Annotated in this window: 13 protein-coding genes; 4 read left to right on the top strand and 9 right to left on the bottom strand. The window is 74.1% G+C overall.

What is annotated here, in order from left to right:
* Window positions 1–97 precede the first annotated feature (97 nt).
* The gene (locus ACWZEH_RS31780) at window positions 98–3,196 is read right to left on the bottom strand and encodes a glycosyl hydrolase (RefSeq protein WP_456194507.1); all 3,099 of its coding nucleotides are present in this window, start codon (window positions 3,194–3,196) and stop codon (window positions 98–100) included.
* A gap of 638 nt (window positions 3,197–3,834) precedes the next feature.
* On the opposite strand from ACWZEH_RS31780, the gene rpmF reads away from it, so the two are divergent.
* From rpmF to ACWZEH_RS31765, 3 genes are all read left to right on the top strand, one after another.
* Window positions 3,835–4,005, top strand: a complete 171-nt coding sequence (gene rpmF / locus ACWZEH_RS31775) for a 50S ribosomal protein L32 (RefSeq protein WP_217131325.1) — start codon at window positions 3,835–3,837, stop codon at window positions 4,003–4,005.
* A 5-nt stretch (window positions 4,006–4,010) separates the two neighbouring features.
* Window positions 4,011–5,180 (top strand): GTP-binding protein, encoded by a 1,170-nt coding sequence (locus ACWZEH_RS31770; protein ID WP_456194506.1) that lies wholly within the window; start codon window positions 4,011–4,013, stop codon window positions 5,178–5,180.
* Between the two features lie 75 nt (window positions 5,181–5,255).
* On the top strand, window positions 5,256–5,705 hold the full coding sequence (locus tag ACWZEH_RS31765) for a Fur family transcriptional regulator (protein WP_456194505.1): 450 nt from the start codon (window positions 5,256–5,258) through the stop codon (window positions 5,703–5,705).
* A gap of 67 nt (window positions 5,706–5,772) precedes the next feature.
* Here the strand turns inward: ACWZEH_RS31765 and ACWZEH_RS31760 are convergent, their stop codons facing one another.
* On the bottom strand, window positions 5,773–6,876 hold the full coding sequence (locus tag ACWZEH_RS31760) for a saccharopine dehydrogenase NADP-binding domain-containing protein (protein WP_456194504.1): 1,104 nt from the start codon (window positions 6,874–6,876) through the stop codon (window positions 5,773–5,775).
* Window positions 6,877–6,929: 53 nt separating this feature from the next.
* On the opposite strand from ACWZEH_RS31760, the gene ACWZEH_RS31755 reads away from it, so the two are divergent.
* Window positions 6,930–7,889, top strand: coding sequence for an NAD(P)/FAD-dependent oxidoreductase (locus ACWZEH_RS31755; protein ID WP_456194503.1), 960 nt, complete (start codon window positions 6,930–6,932; stop codon window positions 7,887–7,889).
* Window positions 7,890–7,934: 45 nt separating this feature from the next.
* On the opposite strand, the gene ACWZEH_RS31750 is transcribed toward ACWZEH_RS31755, so the two are convergent.
* From ACWZEH_RS31750 to ACWZEH_RS31720, 7 genes are read right to left on the bottom strand one after another with little or no spacing between them, the layout of a single operon-like run.
* Window positions 7,935–9,956 (bottom strand): condensation domain-containing protein, encoded by a 2,022-nt coding sequence (locus ACWZEH_RS31750; protein WP_456194502.1) that lies wholly within the window; start codon window positions 9,954–9,956, stop codon window positions 7,935–7,937.
* Window positions 9,953–11,377 (bottom strand): class I SAM-dependent methyltransferase, encoded by a 1,425-nt coding sequence (locus ACWZEH_RS31745; RefSeq protein WP_456194501.1) that lies wholly within the window; start codon window positions 11,375–11,377, stop codon window positions 9,953–9,955. The genes ACWZEH_RS31750 and ACWZEH_RS31745 overlap by 4 nt, the downstream gene beginning before the upstream one ends.
* Window positions 11,374–12,756: a class I SAM-dependent methyltransferase gene (locus ACWZEH_RS31740; protein WP_456194500.1), complete on the bottom strand. Its 1,383-nt coding sequence runs from the start codon at window positions 12,754–12,756 to the stop codon at window positions 11,374–11,376. The genes ACWZEH_RS31745 and ACWZEH_RS31740 overlap by 4 nt, the downstream gene beginning before the upstream one ends.
* Window positions 12,734–14,344 (bottom strand): ABC transporter ATP-binding protein, encoded by a 1,611-nt coding sequence (locus ACWZEH_RS31735; RefSeq protein WP_456194499.1) that lies wholly within the window; start codon window positions 14,342–14,344, stop codon window positions 12,734–12,736. Before ACWZEH_RS31735 ends, ACWZEH_RS31740 begins: the two co-directional genes overlap by 23 nt.
* Window positions 14,341–15,162 (bottom strand): ABC transporter permease, encoded by an 822-nt coding sequence (locus ACWZEH_RS31730; RefSeq protein ID WP_456194498.1) that lies wholly within the window; start codon window positions 15,160–15,162, stop codon window positions 14,341–14,343. The genes ACWZEH_RS31735 and ACWZEH_RS31730 overlap by 4 nt, the downstream gene beginning before the upstream one ends.
* The gene (locus tag ACWZEH_RS31725) at window positions 15,159–16,157 is read right to left on the bottom strand and encodes an ABC transporter permease (protein ID WP_456194497.1); all 999 of its coding nucleotides are present in this window, start codon (window positions 16,155–16,157) and stop codon (window positions 15,159–15,161) included. The genes ACWZEH_RS31730 and ACWZEH_RS31725 overlap by 4 nt, the downstream gene beginning before the upstream one ends.
* On the bottom strand, window positions 16,154–17,728 hold the full coding sequence (locus ACWZEH_RS31720) for an ABC transporter substrate-binding protein (protein WP_456194496.1): 1,575 nt from the start codon (window positions 17,726–17,728) through the stop codon (window positions 16,154–16,156). The genes ACWZEH_RS31725 and ACWZEH_RS31720 overlap by 4 nt, the downstream gene beginning before the upstream one ends.
* Between the last annotated feature and the right edge of the window lie 20 nt (window positions 17,729–17,748).

The following is a 17,748-nucleotide window of genomic DNA, read 5'->3' as shown; positions in this document are numbered from 1 at the left end:
AGTGGGCTGTGCCGACGGTCGGTTCACCGGGGGCCGGTTGCCCGGGGGCCGGCTCCGTTCCGGTGGGGGCCCCACCGGAACGGGGCCGGGCACCTGATCAGGTGAACGGGATGGTGAGGACGGAGTCCTTGCCCACCTGGAGGGTGGACGGGCCGTTGCCCAGCGCGCTCCAGACCTCCACGCGGACGGTGCCGCCGTTCAGGTCGCCCGGGGTGCCCGAGGCGGAGTGCAGTCCCTGCCGGGCCGAGGAGTACTCCTCCCAGCCGGGGACCGGATCGGTGGCGAAGTAGCGGAACGTTTCGACACGGTCGAACGTGCCGTCACCGGTCAGGTCGTACGACACCCGGGCCTGCTGGGCGTGCCCGACGGAGGTGCCGGCGTCCGTCCTGAGGGTGAAGGCCGTGCCGGAGCCCGGTTTCAGGGTGCCCTTGACGTTCTTCACCTCGTAGACGAGCGGGTTCCTCGGTGTTCCGTCGTTGTTCGTGCCGCCGGCGGACGGGACGGTGTCGGAGGAGCCCGTCGCGGCCGCCCGGGTGGCGAGTTCGCCGCCCGACCGCAGGTAGAAGGTGTCGCCCGTGACATGCGGCGGCGGGGCGTCACCTGTGGTGGTGACGGTCACGGTGCCGCTCGCCGGACCGACCTGGCCCGCGGTGTCACGGGCCCTGACGCTGTAGGTGTACTCGGTGCCGGGGGCCAGCCCGGTGTCGGTGTGGGTGGTCCCGGTGACCGTGGCGACCTTCGTGCCGTCGCGGAGGACGTCGTAGTCCTTGACGCCCTTGTCGTCGGTCGCCGCGCCCCAGGTCAGTCCGACGGAGGTGTCGGTGACGTCGCTCACGGCCGGGGTGCCGGGTGCGGTGGGCTTCTCGTCGGCCGGGGGCGGCTCCTCACCGCCGCCGTCCGCGGCGCCGCAGAGCCTCCCGAGCCGGGTGTCGTCGCCCGCTCCGGACGCGGTCGACTTCGCCGGGACGTTCAGCACGCCGCCGTCGGAGAACAGCACCGAGCACCGCTCGGCTCCGTAGTTGTGCGCGGCGTACGTCGTGGCGCCGTTCCTGTCGAAGACGACGGCCGTGGGCGTGTTGGCCGTGACGGTCATGTCCGGCGCACCGATGGAGTTCATCGTGGAGACCCAGTGATAGGTGTGGGCCTTCGTCTCGCCCTCCTCGGGAACGTAGCCGCCGTTCTCCCGGTCCCAGGCCGCCATGGCCCCGGCCGGGTCGTACAGCGCCCGGACCTGCCAGAAGATGTCGCGCCACTCGACGGCCGGGCCGCCGTTCTCCCTCTCCATCTCGGCCACGCTGCGGCGGAGCATGTCCTTCTCCCTGGCCAGGTGCAGCGAACCACCGGTCACGGGGAGGAAGTTGATGCCGTGGATCTCCTCGGGGTTGGCGGTCCACCAGGTGGAGTAGGCGCCGCCGCTGCCCCAGACCATGCCGACGGCGTCGTGGGTGAAGTCCTGCGGGTAGACCTGCTGGTCGGCGTCGAACCAGTACTGCGCGATCGACTCCGACTCGGTCATCATCATGTAGACGCCCTGGTCGCGCAGCGCCTTGTCCCCCATGGCCGAGCCCCACATGATCAGACCGGCACTGAGGTTGATCGACTCCGAGGACGACTCCTGGTTGTTGCCGGCGGCGAAGGCCTCGTGGCCGGCGGCCCAGCTGTGGCCGGCGTAGACGTCGAACCCGCGCAGGAAGGGGTACTCGGTGTCGTCCCTGGCCGGGTTGGCGGCGTCCTTGACGAGTTCCCCGACCATGCCGCCCCACTCGGAGTCGGCGGCCCACTGCGGGTCGTACTGCGCCACGACCGCCGCCGCCATCACGTAGTACGAGTAGTGGAAGTGGTGGTCGTTCAGTTCCTGGTCGCTGCCGTAGGAGGCCGGGTAGCCGATGAGGGTGCGCCAGTCCTTGTCGTAGGAGAACTCGGACGGGCCGCCGGCGGTGAACCACTCCTCCATACGGGTCTTGATCAGCTGGAGGAGCTTGTCGCGGTTCGCCGTCTCGCCGATCTGGTCGGCGATCGGCACGAGCTGGGCGAGCTTGCCCAGGGCCTTGCCGGTCCAGTAGGTGTCGGTGGCACCGCTGAACGGATCACCCTGCGCCAGCACGTCGTCGATGTAGGTCCTGAGTTTCGCCTCGTCGACGCCCGGAGCGCTCGGCAGCCCCGGCAGGACGCCGTTCACCTTCTGCGTGGTGGTGAACGACGTGCCCTCGCGGACCTTCATCTCGCCGCGCGACGAGACGTACCTGTGATCGGTGAGCGTGTCGGAGGTGTGCAGCCACTGGTGGCGGTAGAGCGCCTGGAGGGTGCCGGTCTCCTCGCCCTGCTTCGCCTCGGTGGTCAGCGTGTAGGTCGCCTCGACCTCGCCGTCGCCCTCCCGGTAGTCCCAGTCCACCTCGGAGCCGGTCACGAAGCTGAAGGCGTACTTCTCGTAGTCGGCGAGCGCCTCCCTGTCGGGGAGGACGGCCAGGGAGAAGTAGTCCTTGGCGCCGAGGTCGGCACGGATCTCGTTGCCGGAGACGGTCCAGTCGCTGCCGCTCGGGGCGAACAGCGCGTAGTGGTGGCCCGAGATGGTGACGCCGAGGACGTCGCCCCGGTCGGCGAAGACGGCCGGCGGGGCCGCGGCGCTGATCCGCGCCGCGCCGCCGGTGCCCTCCGCGTACACGTAGGGCATGCCGTGGCCGATGGTCGCCCGCAGGGTGCGCGTACCGTCGTTCCAGTACGGAGTGACGGTCCAGTCGCTCCACCCGTCCGCCTTGGCGTCGGGGGAGTTGAGGCCCGCGAGGCCGAGGGTCAGGTCGGCCTTGTGCGGGAACTCGTACTGGCGGCCGTCGCCCACGATCTGGTGGGTGGTCGGGTAGCCGACCTCCAGACCGCCGGACACCGCCTTGTAGGTGAGGGGGTGTCCGTACATGTTCTCCGACCAGGGGTTGCCGGCGAACCGCTGGAAGATCAGCGAGGACCACCAGTCGTTGGTCGGCACCGGCTTGTCCGCCATGGCGGGCGTGACCTTGGGCTTGACAGGCTGACCATCGCTGTTGGACGGCCCCTTGCTCCCGGCCGGACGGTCGTCGCTGTAGCTTCCCCTGCCCACCTCGATGGTGGCGGCGGAGGCGACGCCGCCGCCGACGGTGGCCGCCAGACCCGTGGCGGCCAGGGCGGCCGCCGACAGTAGCGCCAGACGTCTACGGAATCTCATGGGCGACCTTTCTGAGAGCGCTCTCAGGACGCGGTCAACGTAGGCTCGCGACAACCGGTGGTCAATACTTCAAACAAGGATCCGCTCGGACGGCGCGGGTGAGAACCGGTGGCGCCCTGCCGAGCGCGACGCCACGTCCGCGTCCGGCCCGAAGCCCACGGGGCCCGGGCGTGGCCCGGGTCCGCACCGGCACCGGCACCGGACCTGCGAGCAACGCACTGCGGACCCGCGGGGCACGTCCGGCCCCACCCTCGCCCGCCACAGTCGCGCCCGGACGGGCCGACAAGGAGCCGGTGGCCGGCGGGATCCCCTGTCGACGGAGCCGCACGCCTCGAGGGAGTACTCGCTCCCCGAGCGGGAGTTCACCTCCCGCCGGATCACCGGGCCGCCGCCGGTGTGCGACCGGCCGCCCGCCTCCTGCCGCGACGGGAGGTGAGACGGGGCGCCCCGGCATGGCCGGATCGCGCGGTCCGCCGGACACGGGCAGCTTTCGCACATGAAAACCGTTGTCGTATGCTGTCGGTGCCTCCCCGGTGCGGTGTCGTGGTGGACGACCTCCGGCCCGGTCGAGGCAGTCTCCCCGCCCGTCTGCGGCGCACATCACGCCGTACGACCGTCCTGACCGAGAGGAACCACCCATGGCCGTTCCCAAGCGCAAGATGTCCCGCAGCAACACCCGTCACCGCCGCGCCCAGTGGAAGGCGAGTACGCCGAACCTGGTGCCGGTCACGGTCGACGGTGTGACCTACCGGGTGCCGCAGCACCTCGTGCCCGCCTACCGGCGCGGCCTGCTGCGGCCGGAGGACTGACACCGATGCCCACGCGGCACCTGCCCGTCACCGTGCTGTCGGGCTTCCTCGGCGCCGGCAAGACGACGCTCCTCAACCACGTCCTCACCAACCGCGAGGGCCTGCGCGTGGCGGTGATCGTCAACGACATGAGCGAGGTCAACATCGACGCCGCCCTCGTGCGCGGGGGCGAGGCGGCGCTCTCCCGCACCGAGGAACGTCTGGTGGAGATGACCAACGGCTGCATCTGCTGCACACTGCGGGACGACCTGCTGGAGGAGGTCGACCGGCTCGCCCGGGAGGGCCGCTTCGACTACCTGCTCATCGAATCGAGCGGAATCTCCGAGCCGATGCCCGTGGCGGCCACCTTCGCCTTCGCCCGCGACGACGGAGCCACCCTGGACGACGTGGCCCGGCTGGACACCATGGTCACCGTCGTGGACGCCGCCAACTTCCTCGCCGAACTGGGGACCGGGGACGACCTCGCCGAACGGGGGCTGGCTCCCTACGAGGACGACGAGCGCACCGTGAGCGACCTGCTGATCGACCAGGTCGAGTTCGCCGACGTGCTCGTGCTCAACAAGCTGGACCTGGTCGGCGAAGCCGACGCCGACCGGGTGCGCGGGGTGCTGGCGCGGCTGAATCCGACGGCTCGTCTGATTCCCGCGGTGCACGGCCGGGTCGGTGTCCGCGACGTGCTGGAAACCGGACGGTTCGACCTGGAGCGCGCGCAGCAGGCGCCGGGCTGGGTCCAGGAACTCAACGGCGACCACGTGCCGGAGACCGAGGAGTACGGCATCTCCTCCCTGGTCTTCCGGTCCTTTGCCCCGTTCCATCCCGGACGCCTGTGGGCCTTCGTCACCGAGGACCTGGACAGCGGAGCGCACGGCCAGGTGCTGCGCTCCAAGGGCTTCTTCACGCTCGCCGGCCGTGAGGGCGTGACCGGCCTGTGGTCGCAGGCCGGGGCCGTGGCCCGCTTCGAGCCGTCCGGTGTCAGGGACGCCGACGCGCCCCACGCTCAGGAGCTGGTGTTCATCGGGGTCGGCCTGCGGGAGTCGGGTCTGCGCGCCGCCCTTGCCGCGTGTCTGACGGCCGACGGCGAACAGGTACCCGCCGACGACCCCTTTCCCGCGTGGGACACCGGAGGGGTCTGCGATCCGGAGCACGACCACCGGAGTCCGACAGCGGCCGTTTAGGGGTCCTTGCGCTATGCCCGTCCGGGCATCGGAGCGTGCCCGGACGGCTTTCCAGACGCGACGGGAGGCGCACTCATGTACGGAACGGCCCTCGGCGAGTGGCGCGCGACCCCGCAGCGGGCCGCGGTCCTCGGGGCCCTGCACGCCTGCGACGGTTTCGCCTCGGCGCAGGCCCTGCATGCCGCTCTGGTCACGGACGGCGCGGCGGTGGGGCTGAGCACCGTCTACCGCACGCTCCGGTTACTGGAGGCGGCCGGGCACGTCGACGTGGTGCGTGACAGTGACGGTGAACGTCTTTACCGGCCCAGGCCGGACGACGGCCACCGTCACTATGTCGTCTGCCGGGAGTGCGGGCTCAGCCTGGCGGTCGACTCCGAAGAGGTCGAACAGTGGGTGGCGAGGATCTCTCGTGACATCGGGTTCCATGCGGTGGACCACACGGTCGAACTCACGGGCGTGTGCGACGGTTGCCGCCCCGGGCCGGCCGCCGGACGGACTTCTGACCGGCCGGTGGCGCACGGGTGATCCGCCGAGCCGCCTGCCCGTCGGCGCCCCCGGCCCGTCCACCGGTCGGGGGCGCGCCGACGGACACTCACAGTGTCGTGAGCTCCGCCGCGTCGTCGGCCGCCAGGTCCTCGGTGACGCGCAGGGGATCGAGCACATCCGCGGCGAAGTGCACACCGGGAGCGATCGCCCCGTGGAGCGCGTGGAGAGCGGCGGTGGCAGCGAGGAACCCGCTCAACTCGTAGGAGTCCTCGGCGCGCAGGACGAGCCTCGCGGTGGGCGGGCCGTCCGTCGCTCCGTCCCAGAGGTGGAACTCCTGTCCGTACCAGGCCCCGTGGCGCCGTACGTCCTCGTCGGCCGCCGCGACCAGGTCGGCGGTCTCCGTGCTGTCCAGTGCCCATGCCATGGCCAGTTCCTCGGCCAGGCGCCCGCCGCCGAAGACGGTGTACCAGCGCACCCGGCCGATGCCCGTGGCGCGGGCCAGCCGGACGGCCTCGGTGGACAGGAAGGGGAAGGCGTCGACGGGGGCGGGGAAGGCGTCGAGCCGCACGCCCCGGCGGGGGGCCAGCGCGCGCTCCCGCATCCCGCCCTCCTGCCAGGCGGCAGCCGGCGTCCCGTGCTCCGGTCCCCGGCCGAGCAGCACGTCACCGGCGGCGGCCGGGGTGAGCGGCGCGACACCCCCGACGTAGGCGTCCAGCGCGACGGCACCGGTGGCGCGGGCGGCCAGTGCGCGGGGCAGCAGCGACGACAGACCCGGCAGCGCGCCGGCGGACAGCACGGCCGCGCGTCCGGCCGCCGCCCAACGCCCGGCGCCCCCGTCGGCCGACAGCAGGTTGTGGACCGGGTCGTCACCGGCCGCGTCGACGTAGTCCGCGCCGCCCCGCAGCGCGGCCCGCGCGACCGCGTCGAGCACACGGTACGAGGGGCCCGCGCAGTTGACCACGAGCCGGCAGCCCGCCGCGAAGCGATCCAGCGAACGGGGATCGGTCAGGTCGACGGCCAGGGCGCTCACGTCCGGGCCGCCCTCGGGGAGGCCGGCGATCAGCGCTTCCGCCCGGCCCCGATCACGGCCGGCCACCAGCAGCGGGTGGACACCCGCCCGGTGGAGCCGTCGTACGACCGCGCTGCCGACTGCTCCGTAACCGCCTATGACGCCGATCGCCGCCAGGTGTTGCACCGGTATTCCCGTCATGTCTCACCGATCCGGTTGATGAAAATGATAATTATTATCGTAGTCATTATTTGATGAGCCAGGGACGAGCCAAGAAGGAAGTGACGACGATGTTCGACGTGACCGTGGTGGGCGGAGGGCCCGCCGGCCTCAACGCGGCGCTGGTGTCCGGGCGTCAGCGCAGGCGGGTCCTCCTGCTGGACTCGGGCCGCCCCCGTAACGCGCCCGCGGCGCGGATGCACATGTTCCTCAGCCGTGACGGCTTCCCGCCCGCCGAACTGCGCCGCATAGGCCGGGAGCAGCTCACCGCCTATGCGAACGTGGCCGTGCGTGAGGCCACCGTGACCGCCGTCGCGCCCGAGTCACAGGGGTTCGCCCTGACGCTGGCCGACGGCACCGTGGAGCGGACCCGGAAACTGGTCCTCGCCACGGGGCAGGTCGACGTGCTCGACGAACAGGTGGAGGGACTGTCCGCGCTGTTCGGCCGGGGGGTCTACCACTGCCCGTTCTGCCACGGCTGGGAGACCAGCGGGATGAGCCTGGCCGTCCTGGGGCACGAGCTGCCGCAGGTCATGCAGGCCCTGTACCTCGCCGACCGCTTCAGTCCCGACGTGATCGTGTGCACCAACGGGCATCCGGTGCCCGAACAGGCCGCGGGCAGGCTCGCCGACGCCGGGATCGCCGTGGAGGAGACGGCCGTGGCCCGCATCGAGGGCGAGGAGGGAGCCGTCCGCCTGGTCCTCGCCGACGGGCGGGTGCTCGGGCGGCAGGGCGTCTACCACCGGGCTCCCACCCGTCAGCACTCCCCGCTGGCTGAGCAGTTGGGGTGCCGGATGCTGCCGGACGGTTGCGTGCGGGTGGACGAGTTCCAGCGCACCTCCGTGCCCGGTGTCTACGCGGCCGGCGACACCGCCCGGCTGGAGGCCCTGCCGGACGCCCTCACCTTCGTTGTCACCGGTGCCGCCGACGGCGCCCGTGCCGCGGTCTGGCTCGACCAGGAACTCTTCCGAGAGGACGCCGGGCTGGGCGGCTGACACCGAGGTGCGGCGGGGGCGGGTCCGCCCCCGCCGCACCTTCTCTCACCGGTCGTCCGGTTCGCGCAGGGCGGCGGCGAGTCCGGCCACCGTGGGCTGCCGGAGGAAGCGGCGGGGTGTCACCCGCCCCAGGCCCTCCCGCGCGAGCGACCCGAGCATCCGCATCGCGAGCAGCGAGTCGCCGCCGAGCGCGAAGAAGTCGGCGGTGCGCTCGTCGACCGGGCAGTCCAGCAGCTTCTGCCACTGCGCCGCGACGGCTCGTTCCGTGTCGTCCCCGGGCGGTCCCGGCTCCGCTCCGCCGACCGCCGCCGCGGGTACGGACAGGCGCCGGCCGGGTGCCTGCCGGGCCGGCTCCGCCTGCTCGCCGTCGACCGCGTCGGGCAGTCCGACCACGGCGGACCAGCCGTCCGGTTCGACCAGTGACTCCACGGTGGCCATGAGGTCGCCGAACATCCGGTCGACGTCCTGTGCCGCGAACAGCTCCTCCACCAGTGAGAAGACGACCACCAGCTCGCCGCGCAGCTCGAACAGCCGTACCTCCAGGGCCACCTGGGGGGTCCGCAGCTGCTGGTGGTGGCTCAGCAGGTCGATTTCGCCCAGCGGTCCGGCTTCCTGGGGCACCTCACTGCCCAGCGCCGCGTCCACGCCCAGGGTGGACTGGAAGACGACCGGCGCGACCGGGCGGTGGGTGCCCCGGCGGCGGCCCAGTTCGCGGGAGACCTCCACGCCGGTGATCAGGTTGTGGGCGAGGGCGTCGCCGATGTCCTGCTGGGCGCGGCCGGCGAGGTCGGCGAAGACGGGGGCCGCCGGCAGGTCGACCGGCAGGAGCATGGTGGAGGAGAAGGCTCCCACCAGGCGGGACACGTCGGGGTGGAGCGGAAGACGGTTCAGCTGCAGGGTGTTGAGCAGGAAGCGGCGGTGGCCGCAGGCCCGGGCGACGGCGGCGGCGAACGCGGCGAACATCGCGGCGGACGGGGTCACACCGTGCGCGGTGCACAAGCGGCGCAGCTTTGACCAGCGCTCCGGATCGAGCACCGCCTGCCGGGTGCCCATCAGGGTGGGGCGCACCTCCCCGGCATCGGCCACCAGCGGCAGCGCCGGCGGCAGCGGGAAGCCGTCGATGCGGTCCCACCACCAGTCGCGGTCCTGCTGCCACGCCTCGGTGCCGGGCAGGTCCCGCAGGGTCGTCACGTAGTCGCCGTAGTCGATGTCCAGCGGCGCGAGGACGGCGTTGTAGTCGGAGACCAGGGCGAACAGGTCGCGGTAGAAGACACCCGAGGACCAGCCGTCGATGATCAGCAGACTGGTCGAGGAGTGCAGCCGGGCGCGGTCGCCTGGCATCAGCGTCAGGCGCATGTCCAGACCGCAGCCCTGGGACGGGTCGGGGCCCTCGGTGCTCATCGCGTGGCGTATCTCCGCGAGCCGGGCCGCGGCCGTCTCCTCGTCGGCGTCGCGCAGGTCGGTGACCTGGAGCTGCGGGACCGCTTCCGGATCGTCCAGGGGCAGGATGCGCTGCCGGCCGTCGGGCAGGATGCGGGCCCGCAGGACTGCCTGGTGCTCGGCCAGGCGCTCCAGGGCGTCCTGCAGCGCCTCGGGGGCCTCGTCGGCGTCGATGTCCTCCAGCCCGATGTCCACGTAGTGGTGTGCGGAGCGGTAGGACAGCTCCCAGGCGTCCTGCTGGCCCACGAAGTAGCCCTGCTGGAGCGGCAGGAGCGGGAACGGGGCGTCCGGGTCCTCGCGCCGGCGCAGGTCCAGGGGCAGCGGGCGCAGTGCGCCCGTTCCCGATCCGGTGCTGCGTTCGTGGACGAGGGCGGCCAGTTGCGCGGCGCTCTGCTCGACGCGGACGTCCGCCAACGCCAGCGGCGTGCCCAGCCGTTTGCGGAGCATCGCGGCCATCCGGACGGCCAGGACGGAGTCGCCTCCCAGGCTCAGGAAGCTGGCGTCCGCCGGTACGGCGGCCAGGTCGGTCTCCAGGGCGTCGGCCCATACGGCGCGCACGGCGTCGACCAGGTCGGCGGGGACCGGCTGGACGGAGGCGGTGTGCCCGGGGGCGGGTGCTGAGGTCAACGGGGGGCTCCAGTCGGAAGGGTGGGGCGGATGACGTCGTCCACGGCGTGGACCCGTGGCAGGGGGAGGGCAGGGGGCAGGCGGTCGGCGAGTGCGGCGCGGACGCGGGCGGGGTCCGGGCGGGCGCCGTGGGACCTGACACGGCCCGCGATGACGCGCTGGCCCGCGGCCGCGGCAAGGGGGTGCCCCTCGTGCGGCAGGACGGGCAGGGGGTCGAAGCCGGCCGCGTCCAGTTGCCGGGTCCACTCCTCCGCGGTCAGGAAGACCCGGTCCTGGCCGGCCCGCAGGTCCGTGAACCAGCCCTGTTCGCCGGGCGCGGGTGACATCAGCAGGTACATGGAGGTGAGCGCCTGGTAGTGCTCCTGGCACGACTCGACCAGGACCAGCAGACCGCCGGGCGCCAGCAGTTCCCGCAGGGCCGCCAGACAGCGTCCGGCGTGCCGTGCGTTGTGCAGGACGTTCGCCGCCAGGACGACGTCCTGGGAGCCCGGCTCCAAACCCTGCTCGAGCGGGTCGGCCTGGATGTCGAACAGGGCGTGCCGCAGGCCGGGGCGGTCGCCGAAGACGTCCCTGGCCGTTCGCAGGAAGAACGGGGAGACGTCCGTGAACACGTAGTCGACGGGCGTGTCGCCGAGCGCCTCCAGGACGGAGCCGGTGGTGCCGCCCACGCCGGCGCCCGCCTCCAGGACACGCAGGGGGGCCGGTGCCGTCCGGCGGTCGCCCTCATCGGCGATCAGGGACGCCGCGGCGTGGTTGGCCCAGCGGCTGGGGACGCTGTCGCGGTAGTTGCCCTGCGCGGTGCTCGTCTCCCCGTCGGGGAAGAGGACCTCCTGCAGTGACGTGCGGTCCTGGAGCAGCAGCGTGAGCCGTTCGGCCGCGGCCCGGAAGAAGCGGGTCATGGACGCCGGGTAGCCCAGGCCCCGGCAGGCGCCGTCCAGCTCGCGCAGCGCCCGGGCGTGGTCGCGGCGGTCCGGCACCGTGAGGGAGTGGTAGCGGCCCGTCGCCGCGTCCAGCCGGAGCCGGCCCTCGGCGGTCAGGGTGGCCAGCCAGCGCCGTACGATCCACGCGTGCCGGGGTGCGACCGCCAGGGCCTCGAGGATCTCGTCGGTGCCGCGCCGGCCGCCGTCGCGGAACAGCCGGGTCCGGTCGAGCACCCGGGCCGTCGTCAGCAGCGCCGTCTCGTCGAGCTGCCGCATCAGCGCCGGGAGGGCGGCCGGATCGGTACCGCGTACGGCGGCGTCGCCGGCGTCCGCGGCCCGGCCCACGGCGCGGGCGTCGTCGCGGCCGGGACCGGCCGGCGGCCGCGTGCCCGGCGGTGGGCCCGCCACCAGCAGGGTGTCCTGCCCGCCGTCGCGCACCAGCTGCCAGTCCGTCACGCCCGGCAGCCCGGTGAGGATCTCGTCGGTGAGGGCGCCGTTCACGCGTGGCCGTCCTCGATGGCGTCCACCACGGTGATCGCCGGTGGTGGCGTGTGCGGTCCGGTCCGGCGCAGGTGGTCGCGCAGTACCTCGGGCAGGCGGCGCCGCACGAACAGGGGGAACGGCTCGTGGGCGGTCGGACCGGGGGGCGCCGGGACATCCGCGGCTGCGGCGGGGGCGCAGTCGGCGGGCACCGCCACGGCCAGCATGCGCGGATCGGCGGCATCGAGGAGCACGGCGGCGTCCTCTCCCTCCAGGGCCTCGCGCAGGGCGTACGGGGTCACCGCCCCGGGAGCGTCGTCCAGAAGGGCGTTGGGGATCCCGTGGACGACGACGGGACCTTTGCCGAGCGCCTCGCCCAGCGCTTCCCGGAGGCCGCTCCCCCGGTGTCCGCCCCAGGGCGTGCGGCGCACCTGCCGGGCGTCCGGGCCGCCGGCGGGCGGGCCGACGCGCAGGACGACGTCGTAGCGGTAGCGGGTGAGTTCGGTGTCCTCGGCCATGGTGCGGGCGTGCACACTCATGCGGACCGGCCGCGGCTGGGCCGCGGCCGCCGCGGCGACGGCCGCGGGGGTGAAGGACAGCTCCTCGTCCGCCTCGGTGGCGGCCGCGGCCCTGGCGGCGATCGTCGTGTCGTCCGCCTCGGGGTCGCGCGCCCGTTCCAGCCGTCCGAAGTGGTCGAGCAGCAGGCCGGAGTGCCGGATGTCCCCGACGATCACGGTGCCGCCGTCCTCGACGGTGGACAGTGCCCCGTGCAGCACGGCCGTCAGGTAGGCCAGGTCGGGGAAGCACTGGGTGACCGAGTTGAGCAGCAGGCAGTCGGGGAGCGCGCCGGGGCCGAAGACGGCGTCCATGGTGTCCCGCACCCGGGAGGCGGACGCCTCGTGGGCGGCGGCCCGGACGAACGCGGTGCGGGGCAGGCCGGCGTCGGTGAGGCGGTCCACCGCGACCTGGGCGACGTCGGTGCCGACGTACCCGTCCAGGTGCGGGTGCAGGCGGTGGGCGAGCAGACCGGTGCCGCAGCCGAGTTCCAGCAGCCGCGTCGGGCGCCGGGCCAGGACGAGGTCCACCGTGCGGTCCACCCAGTCGCGCATGTGGGCCTCGGGCAGCGGCGCTCCGGTGTCGGACGCCCGCCACCCGGACAGGTCCAGGTCGTCGGCGTGCCGGCCCTCGGCCGTCTCGTACACCCACTCGTAGACCTCGGCCCACTGTTCGAGGTGCTCGCGCAGCAGGGGGCCCGGCCCGGGTGAGGCGGTCACGGCGTCCGGATGCGGGACGACCAGGACGCCGCCGTCGGGTGCGGGGCGGGCCCGGGCCACCCAGGGATGGGCGGCCAGCAGGTCCGCGATCCGGCTGGTGTGCTCAGCCGTCGTGTTGTCGGACACCGGAGTGCTCCGTTCTCTCGTCGTGGGGATGCTCGGAGGGCATGGGCGGCCGGGGAACCAGGCGGCGCCCGGTCAGGTGGAGGACGCGGTCGGCGCGGGCGGCCGTGCCGGCGTCGTGCGTCACGGTCAGGACGGCGGGGCCGTTTTCCCGCAGCCGGTCCAGCAGGTCGAGGACGAGTCGTGCCGAGTCCGGGTCCAGGCCCGCGGTGGGTTCGTCCAGCAGCAGCACGTCCGGCTCGGCGGCCAGCGCCCGGGCGAGGACGACCCGGCGGCGCTGGCCTCCGGAGAGCGCCACAGGTCTGCGGCCGGACAGCTCGGCGGGCAGTCCCATGGCTTCGAGGAGTTCCCTTACACGTTCCCGCCCGGCCGCTGCGGTAGTGCCGTGGAACACCTTCAGCGGCCGGGCCACCGCCCGGCCGGCGGTGTGCGCCGGGTTGAGTTCCGCCACCGTGTCCTGTCCGGCCAGCTGTACGGCGCGCAGGCTCCGCCGGTCACGCGCGCGGGTCCCGGCGGGCAGCGGGTGTCCGTGCAGCAGCAGCTGTCCGCCGGCCGGCGGGCGGCGGCCCGCGAGGGCGTGCAGCAGGGTCGTCTTGCCGCTGCCCGACGGTCCCGTGACGGCCAGCCAGCCGCCCGCCGGCAGGTCCAGGTCGCCGGCGTCGAGCAGCGGTGTGCCGTCCGCAGTGAGCAGGGTCAGGCCCCGCGCCGACAGCACGGGGACCGGGGGCGGGGCAGGGCTCGCCGTGCGGGGCGGACGCCCGGCCGGTGGCGGCGCGGGGTCGGCGGAGGAACGGAGCGGCTCCTTCTCCGGGGTGCGCGTCGTCCGTCCGCGTACGGCGGTCGCACGCGACGTGTGCCGCGCGGCGGCGTCCGCGCAGGAGGCCGGGCCCGCGTCGGCGGTGAGCACCAGTGTCCGGTCGGCCAGTTCCGCGGCCAGCCGGGCATCGTGCGTGACCAGGACGACGCACCGGCCGGGGGCCCCGCGGAGGGAGTGCACCGCTTCGGCCACCAGGTCGGCCGTCGCGCGGTCCAGTGCCGAGGTCGGTTCGTCCAGGACGAGCAGCTCCGGCTCGGCGCACAGGGCCCGGGCCAGGGCGACCCGCTGGGCCTGTCCGCCGGAGAGTTCCCCCGCCCGCCGGGAGGCGAGCCCCGGCGGGAGGCCCAGCCGGTGCATCAGTGCCTCGACCCGCCGGGCGCGGGCGGCGGCGTCACCGGTGAACTCCTCACCGATCAGCCGGTCCACGCGCCACAGCGGATTGAGGGCCGCGCCGGGGTCCTGCGCCAGCCAGCCGCACCGGGCACGCCGCCACCGCCTGGCCGCCCGGCCCTGCGGCACCGCCTCACCACGCCACCACACGGTGCCCGCCGTGCGGTGCAGGCCGTCCGGGAGGACGTCGAGCAGGGCCCGCAGCAACGTGGACTTGCCGGCACCGGACGCGCCGGTGACGGCCAGCACCTGCCCCGGGCCGACGCGGAGGTCGACCGGCGGCAGGACGGCGGCCTCGTCCGGGGCGCGGCGAACGGTCAGGCCCCCGGCCGCCAGCAGCGGAGCACCGACGGGAACGAACTCGTCGGGGGCGCGGACCGTCATACCGCCTCCCCCGGAGCACGGGCGGCCGTCCGGGCCGCCGCGGCGAACACCCAGGCACAGCCCGCCAGGGGCAGCGCGGGCGCCAGCAGCGCCCAGGGGTTGAGCACGGCGCCGGGCAGGTTCTCGCTGAGCATCAGGGACCAGTCGGGGTCCGGGGGCTGGGGCCCCAGGCCGAGCACGGCGAGGGCCGCGGCGATCTGCAGTGCCGTGACGAGCCGGAGCCCGGCGTCGGCGGCGACCAGGCGGCGCAGGGTGGGCAGTACCTCGTGGAGCAGGACGGCGGGTGTGCGCTCGCCGCGCTCGACGGCGGCGTGCACGTGCCCGCTGTCGCGCAGTCGCGCGCACTGCGTGCCGACGACCCGCGCGGTGAGCGGGGCTCCCGCGAGCACCGACGCCACGACGACCGCCGTCGTCCCCGGCAGGGCGGTGGCCAGCACCAGCGCCAGGACCAGGGCGGGGACGGCCAGCAGCACGTCGCACAGGGCCCGTACGGTACGGGCGGTGCGGCCGCCCGACCAGCCCGCGGCCAGCCCCAGGCCCGTGCCGCAGACGACGGCGGCGACCGCGGCGAGCAGGGACACGGTCAGGAGCTGGGTGCCCCCGGCCAGGACGCGGGACAGCACGTCACGTCCCAGGACGTCGGTGCCCAGCGGATGCCGTCCGCCGGGCGGTGTCCACGGGGCGGCGACCGTTCGCTCCGGCGGGTGCGCGGCGGCGTACCGGCCGAGCGGCACGCACACCAGCAGTGTGAGGGCCGCGGTCACGGACACCGGGGGACGGGCGGCTCTGGACAGGAGCGGCAAGGACCTGCCGGTCACACGGTCCTCCCCGCATCCGGTACCGACGGGGTGTGCGGCACCGGCGGGCCGGTGTTCCCCGCGGGGCCCGGAGCCGTGGTGCGGCGGGCGGCCAGGTCGGCCAGGAGCATGCCCAGCAGCAGGACGACGGCCGGGAGGAGGGCCGCGGTCTGGATGACGGGGACGTCGCGCACCGCGACGGCGGACACCAGCAGCTGCCCGGTGCCCGGATAGCCGAACAGGGTCTCCGCCAGGGCGGTTCCCGCCACGAGACCTCCGGCCAGCAGGGCCGCCACCTGGAGTGCCGGCGCGTACAGGAAGGGCAGGACGTGCCGGTGCAGCACGAGCGGGGCGGGCAGGCCGCGCAGCCGTGCGTCGGTCACGTGCGGGCGGCGCAGGGTGTCGCCCAGTGCCCCGCGCAGCAGAACGGTGGCGAACGCGGCCGAGGGCAGCGCCAGGGTGAGAGCGGGCAGCACCAGGAGCCGGGGGTCCGCCAGGGGCGAGCCGCCGGGCGGCAGCAGGGACACGGGGGGCAGCCAGCCCAGCAGCCCCGCCAGGACCGCGCCGAGCACCGCCGCGTAGACCGGCTGCGGCACGGCGGCCAGTCCGGTGGCGGCCGGGCCGCCCCGGCCGCCGCGCAGGTACGCGACGGTCAGGGCCGTCGCGGTCAGCAGCACGGTGACCGCCAGTGCCACCGCGACCAGGGCTGCGGTGGCGGGCAGCCGCTCGGCGAACAACGTCGCCACCGGCCTGCCGCCCGCCAGCGAGCGTCCCAGGTCCCCCCGGGCCAGACCGTACAGCCAGTCGAGGTAGCGCACCGCGGCCGGCCGGTCCAGCCCGAGACGGCCCCGCTCCGCCGCGACGTCCTCCTGGGTGGCCCGGCCCGTCGTCCTCAGCTCCCCGGCGTCGCCGGGGAGCAGTTCGGTGGCCGTGAAGACCACGGCCGTGGCGGCGACGGCCAGGACCGCGGCCCGGCAGACCGGGCGCAGGGCGCGGCCGACAGTGCGCAGTGTCACTTCGCCATCCACGCCTGGTCGATGAACATGCGCTGGAAGCCGGGCCCGTCGGGCAGTCCGCGCACGCCGGGCGCGGCGAGGTCCAGGCCGTCGCCGGTGCCCCAGACGACGTAGCCGCCGTCCTTCCACAGCTCCCGCTGGATGCCGGAGAGCAGCTCCTCGCGCCGCGCCTCGTCCGCGGTCGACATGGCCCGGGCGAAGCCGTCGTCGAAGGTCCTGCTGCGCCAGGCGGTCTCGTTGGTCGGGGAGTCGGACAGCAGTCCGACGCGGACCAGGTCGGGGAAGGAGATGCCGCCGTAGTACCCGGTGTAGAACGCCTTCTTGGCGTAGACGGCGGTCCAGTAGGTGTCCGCGGGCTCGACCTTCACCTCGGCGTCGACGCCGATGTCGGCGAGCTGCTGGGCGTAGAGGGTGGCGGCGGTGTCCATGCCGGGGTAGGACGTGGTGGTGTGCAGGGTGACGGACAGTCCGTCGGCGTGGCCCGCCTCGGCCAGCAGCTTCCTGGCCTTCGTCACGTCGCGGGTGCGCTGCGGCAGGTCCTCGGGGGCCGAGGGGTCGTAGGGGGTGGGGAGGTCGTTGGCGACCTTGCCGTAGCCGAGGAACACGGTGTCGACCAGGGCCTTGCGGTCGGCGGCGAGGCGGAACGCCTCGCGGACCCCGGGGTCGTCGAACGGCTTGGTGTCCAGGCGCATGACGAACGGGTACTCGGTGACTCCGTCGCGCCGTACGACCTGGGTCTTCGCCGAGGAGCCGGCGCTCTTGACCGCGGCGGGGCTGACGCTGCCGGCGACGTCGGCCTGCCCGGAGGCGACGGCGTCGGCACGTGCCTGGGGATCGGCGACGGCCTGGATCTCGATCCTGTCCAGGTGCGGACGTTCGCCCCACCACTTCTCGTTGCGGGTCAGGACGGTGGTCTGGGCGCCGGTCCGCTCCACCCGGTACGGACCCGAACCGGTGACGGGCCGGGAGAAGTCCTTGGTGCCCTCGGGCACGACGAAGGTGACCGATTCCAGGGCCCGGGGCGCGTCGGCCATCGGGGCACGGGTGGCCAGGACGACGGTGTGCTCGTCGGGTGCGGTGGACTTCGCCATGTCGAAGTCGGCGAGCCGGCCGTAGTTCTCGGCGGCCTTGCCGCTGATGCGCCGCAGGGAGTACAGCACGTCGGCGGCGCTCACCGGCTCGCCGTCGGTGAAGCGGGCGTCCTCGCGCAGGGTGAGGGTCCAGCGGTCCATGGCGCCGTTGGGCTTCCACGACGTCGCGAGGCGCGGCCGGGTCCGCCCGTCCTCGCCGGGGACGGTCAGGACGTCGTAGGTCAGGGCGAAGCGCAGGACGTCGGACTCGTTGCCGAGGCCGCCGTGCGGGTCGTCGCCGGCGGTGGCGGGGGATCCGGCGACGGCGTAGCGCAGGGTGCCGCCGTCGACGGGGGCACCCGTGGCGGATGCCGGGGTGTCGGTGGCGGAGGTGTCGGAGGTGTCGGAGCAGGCGCTCAGCAGCAGGGCGCCGACCGCCGCGAGGGCGGTGAGAGCGGATCTGCGGGACAGGGGGGTACGGGGTGACGGGTGCTGGTGCATGGGTGCTTTCCGCGAGAGGT

The sequence above is a fragment of the Streptomyces yamdrokensis genome, assembly GCF_053890455.1.
This window is presented reverse-complemented; position numbering and strand designations above follow the sequence as displayed.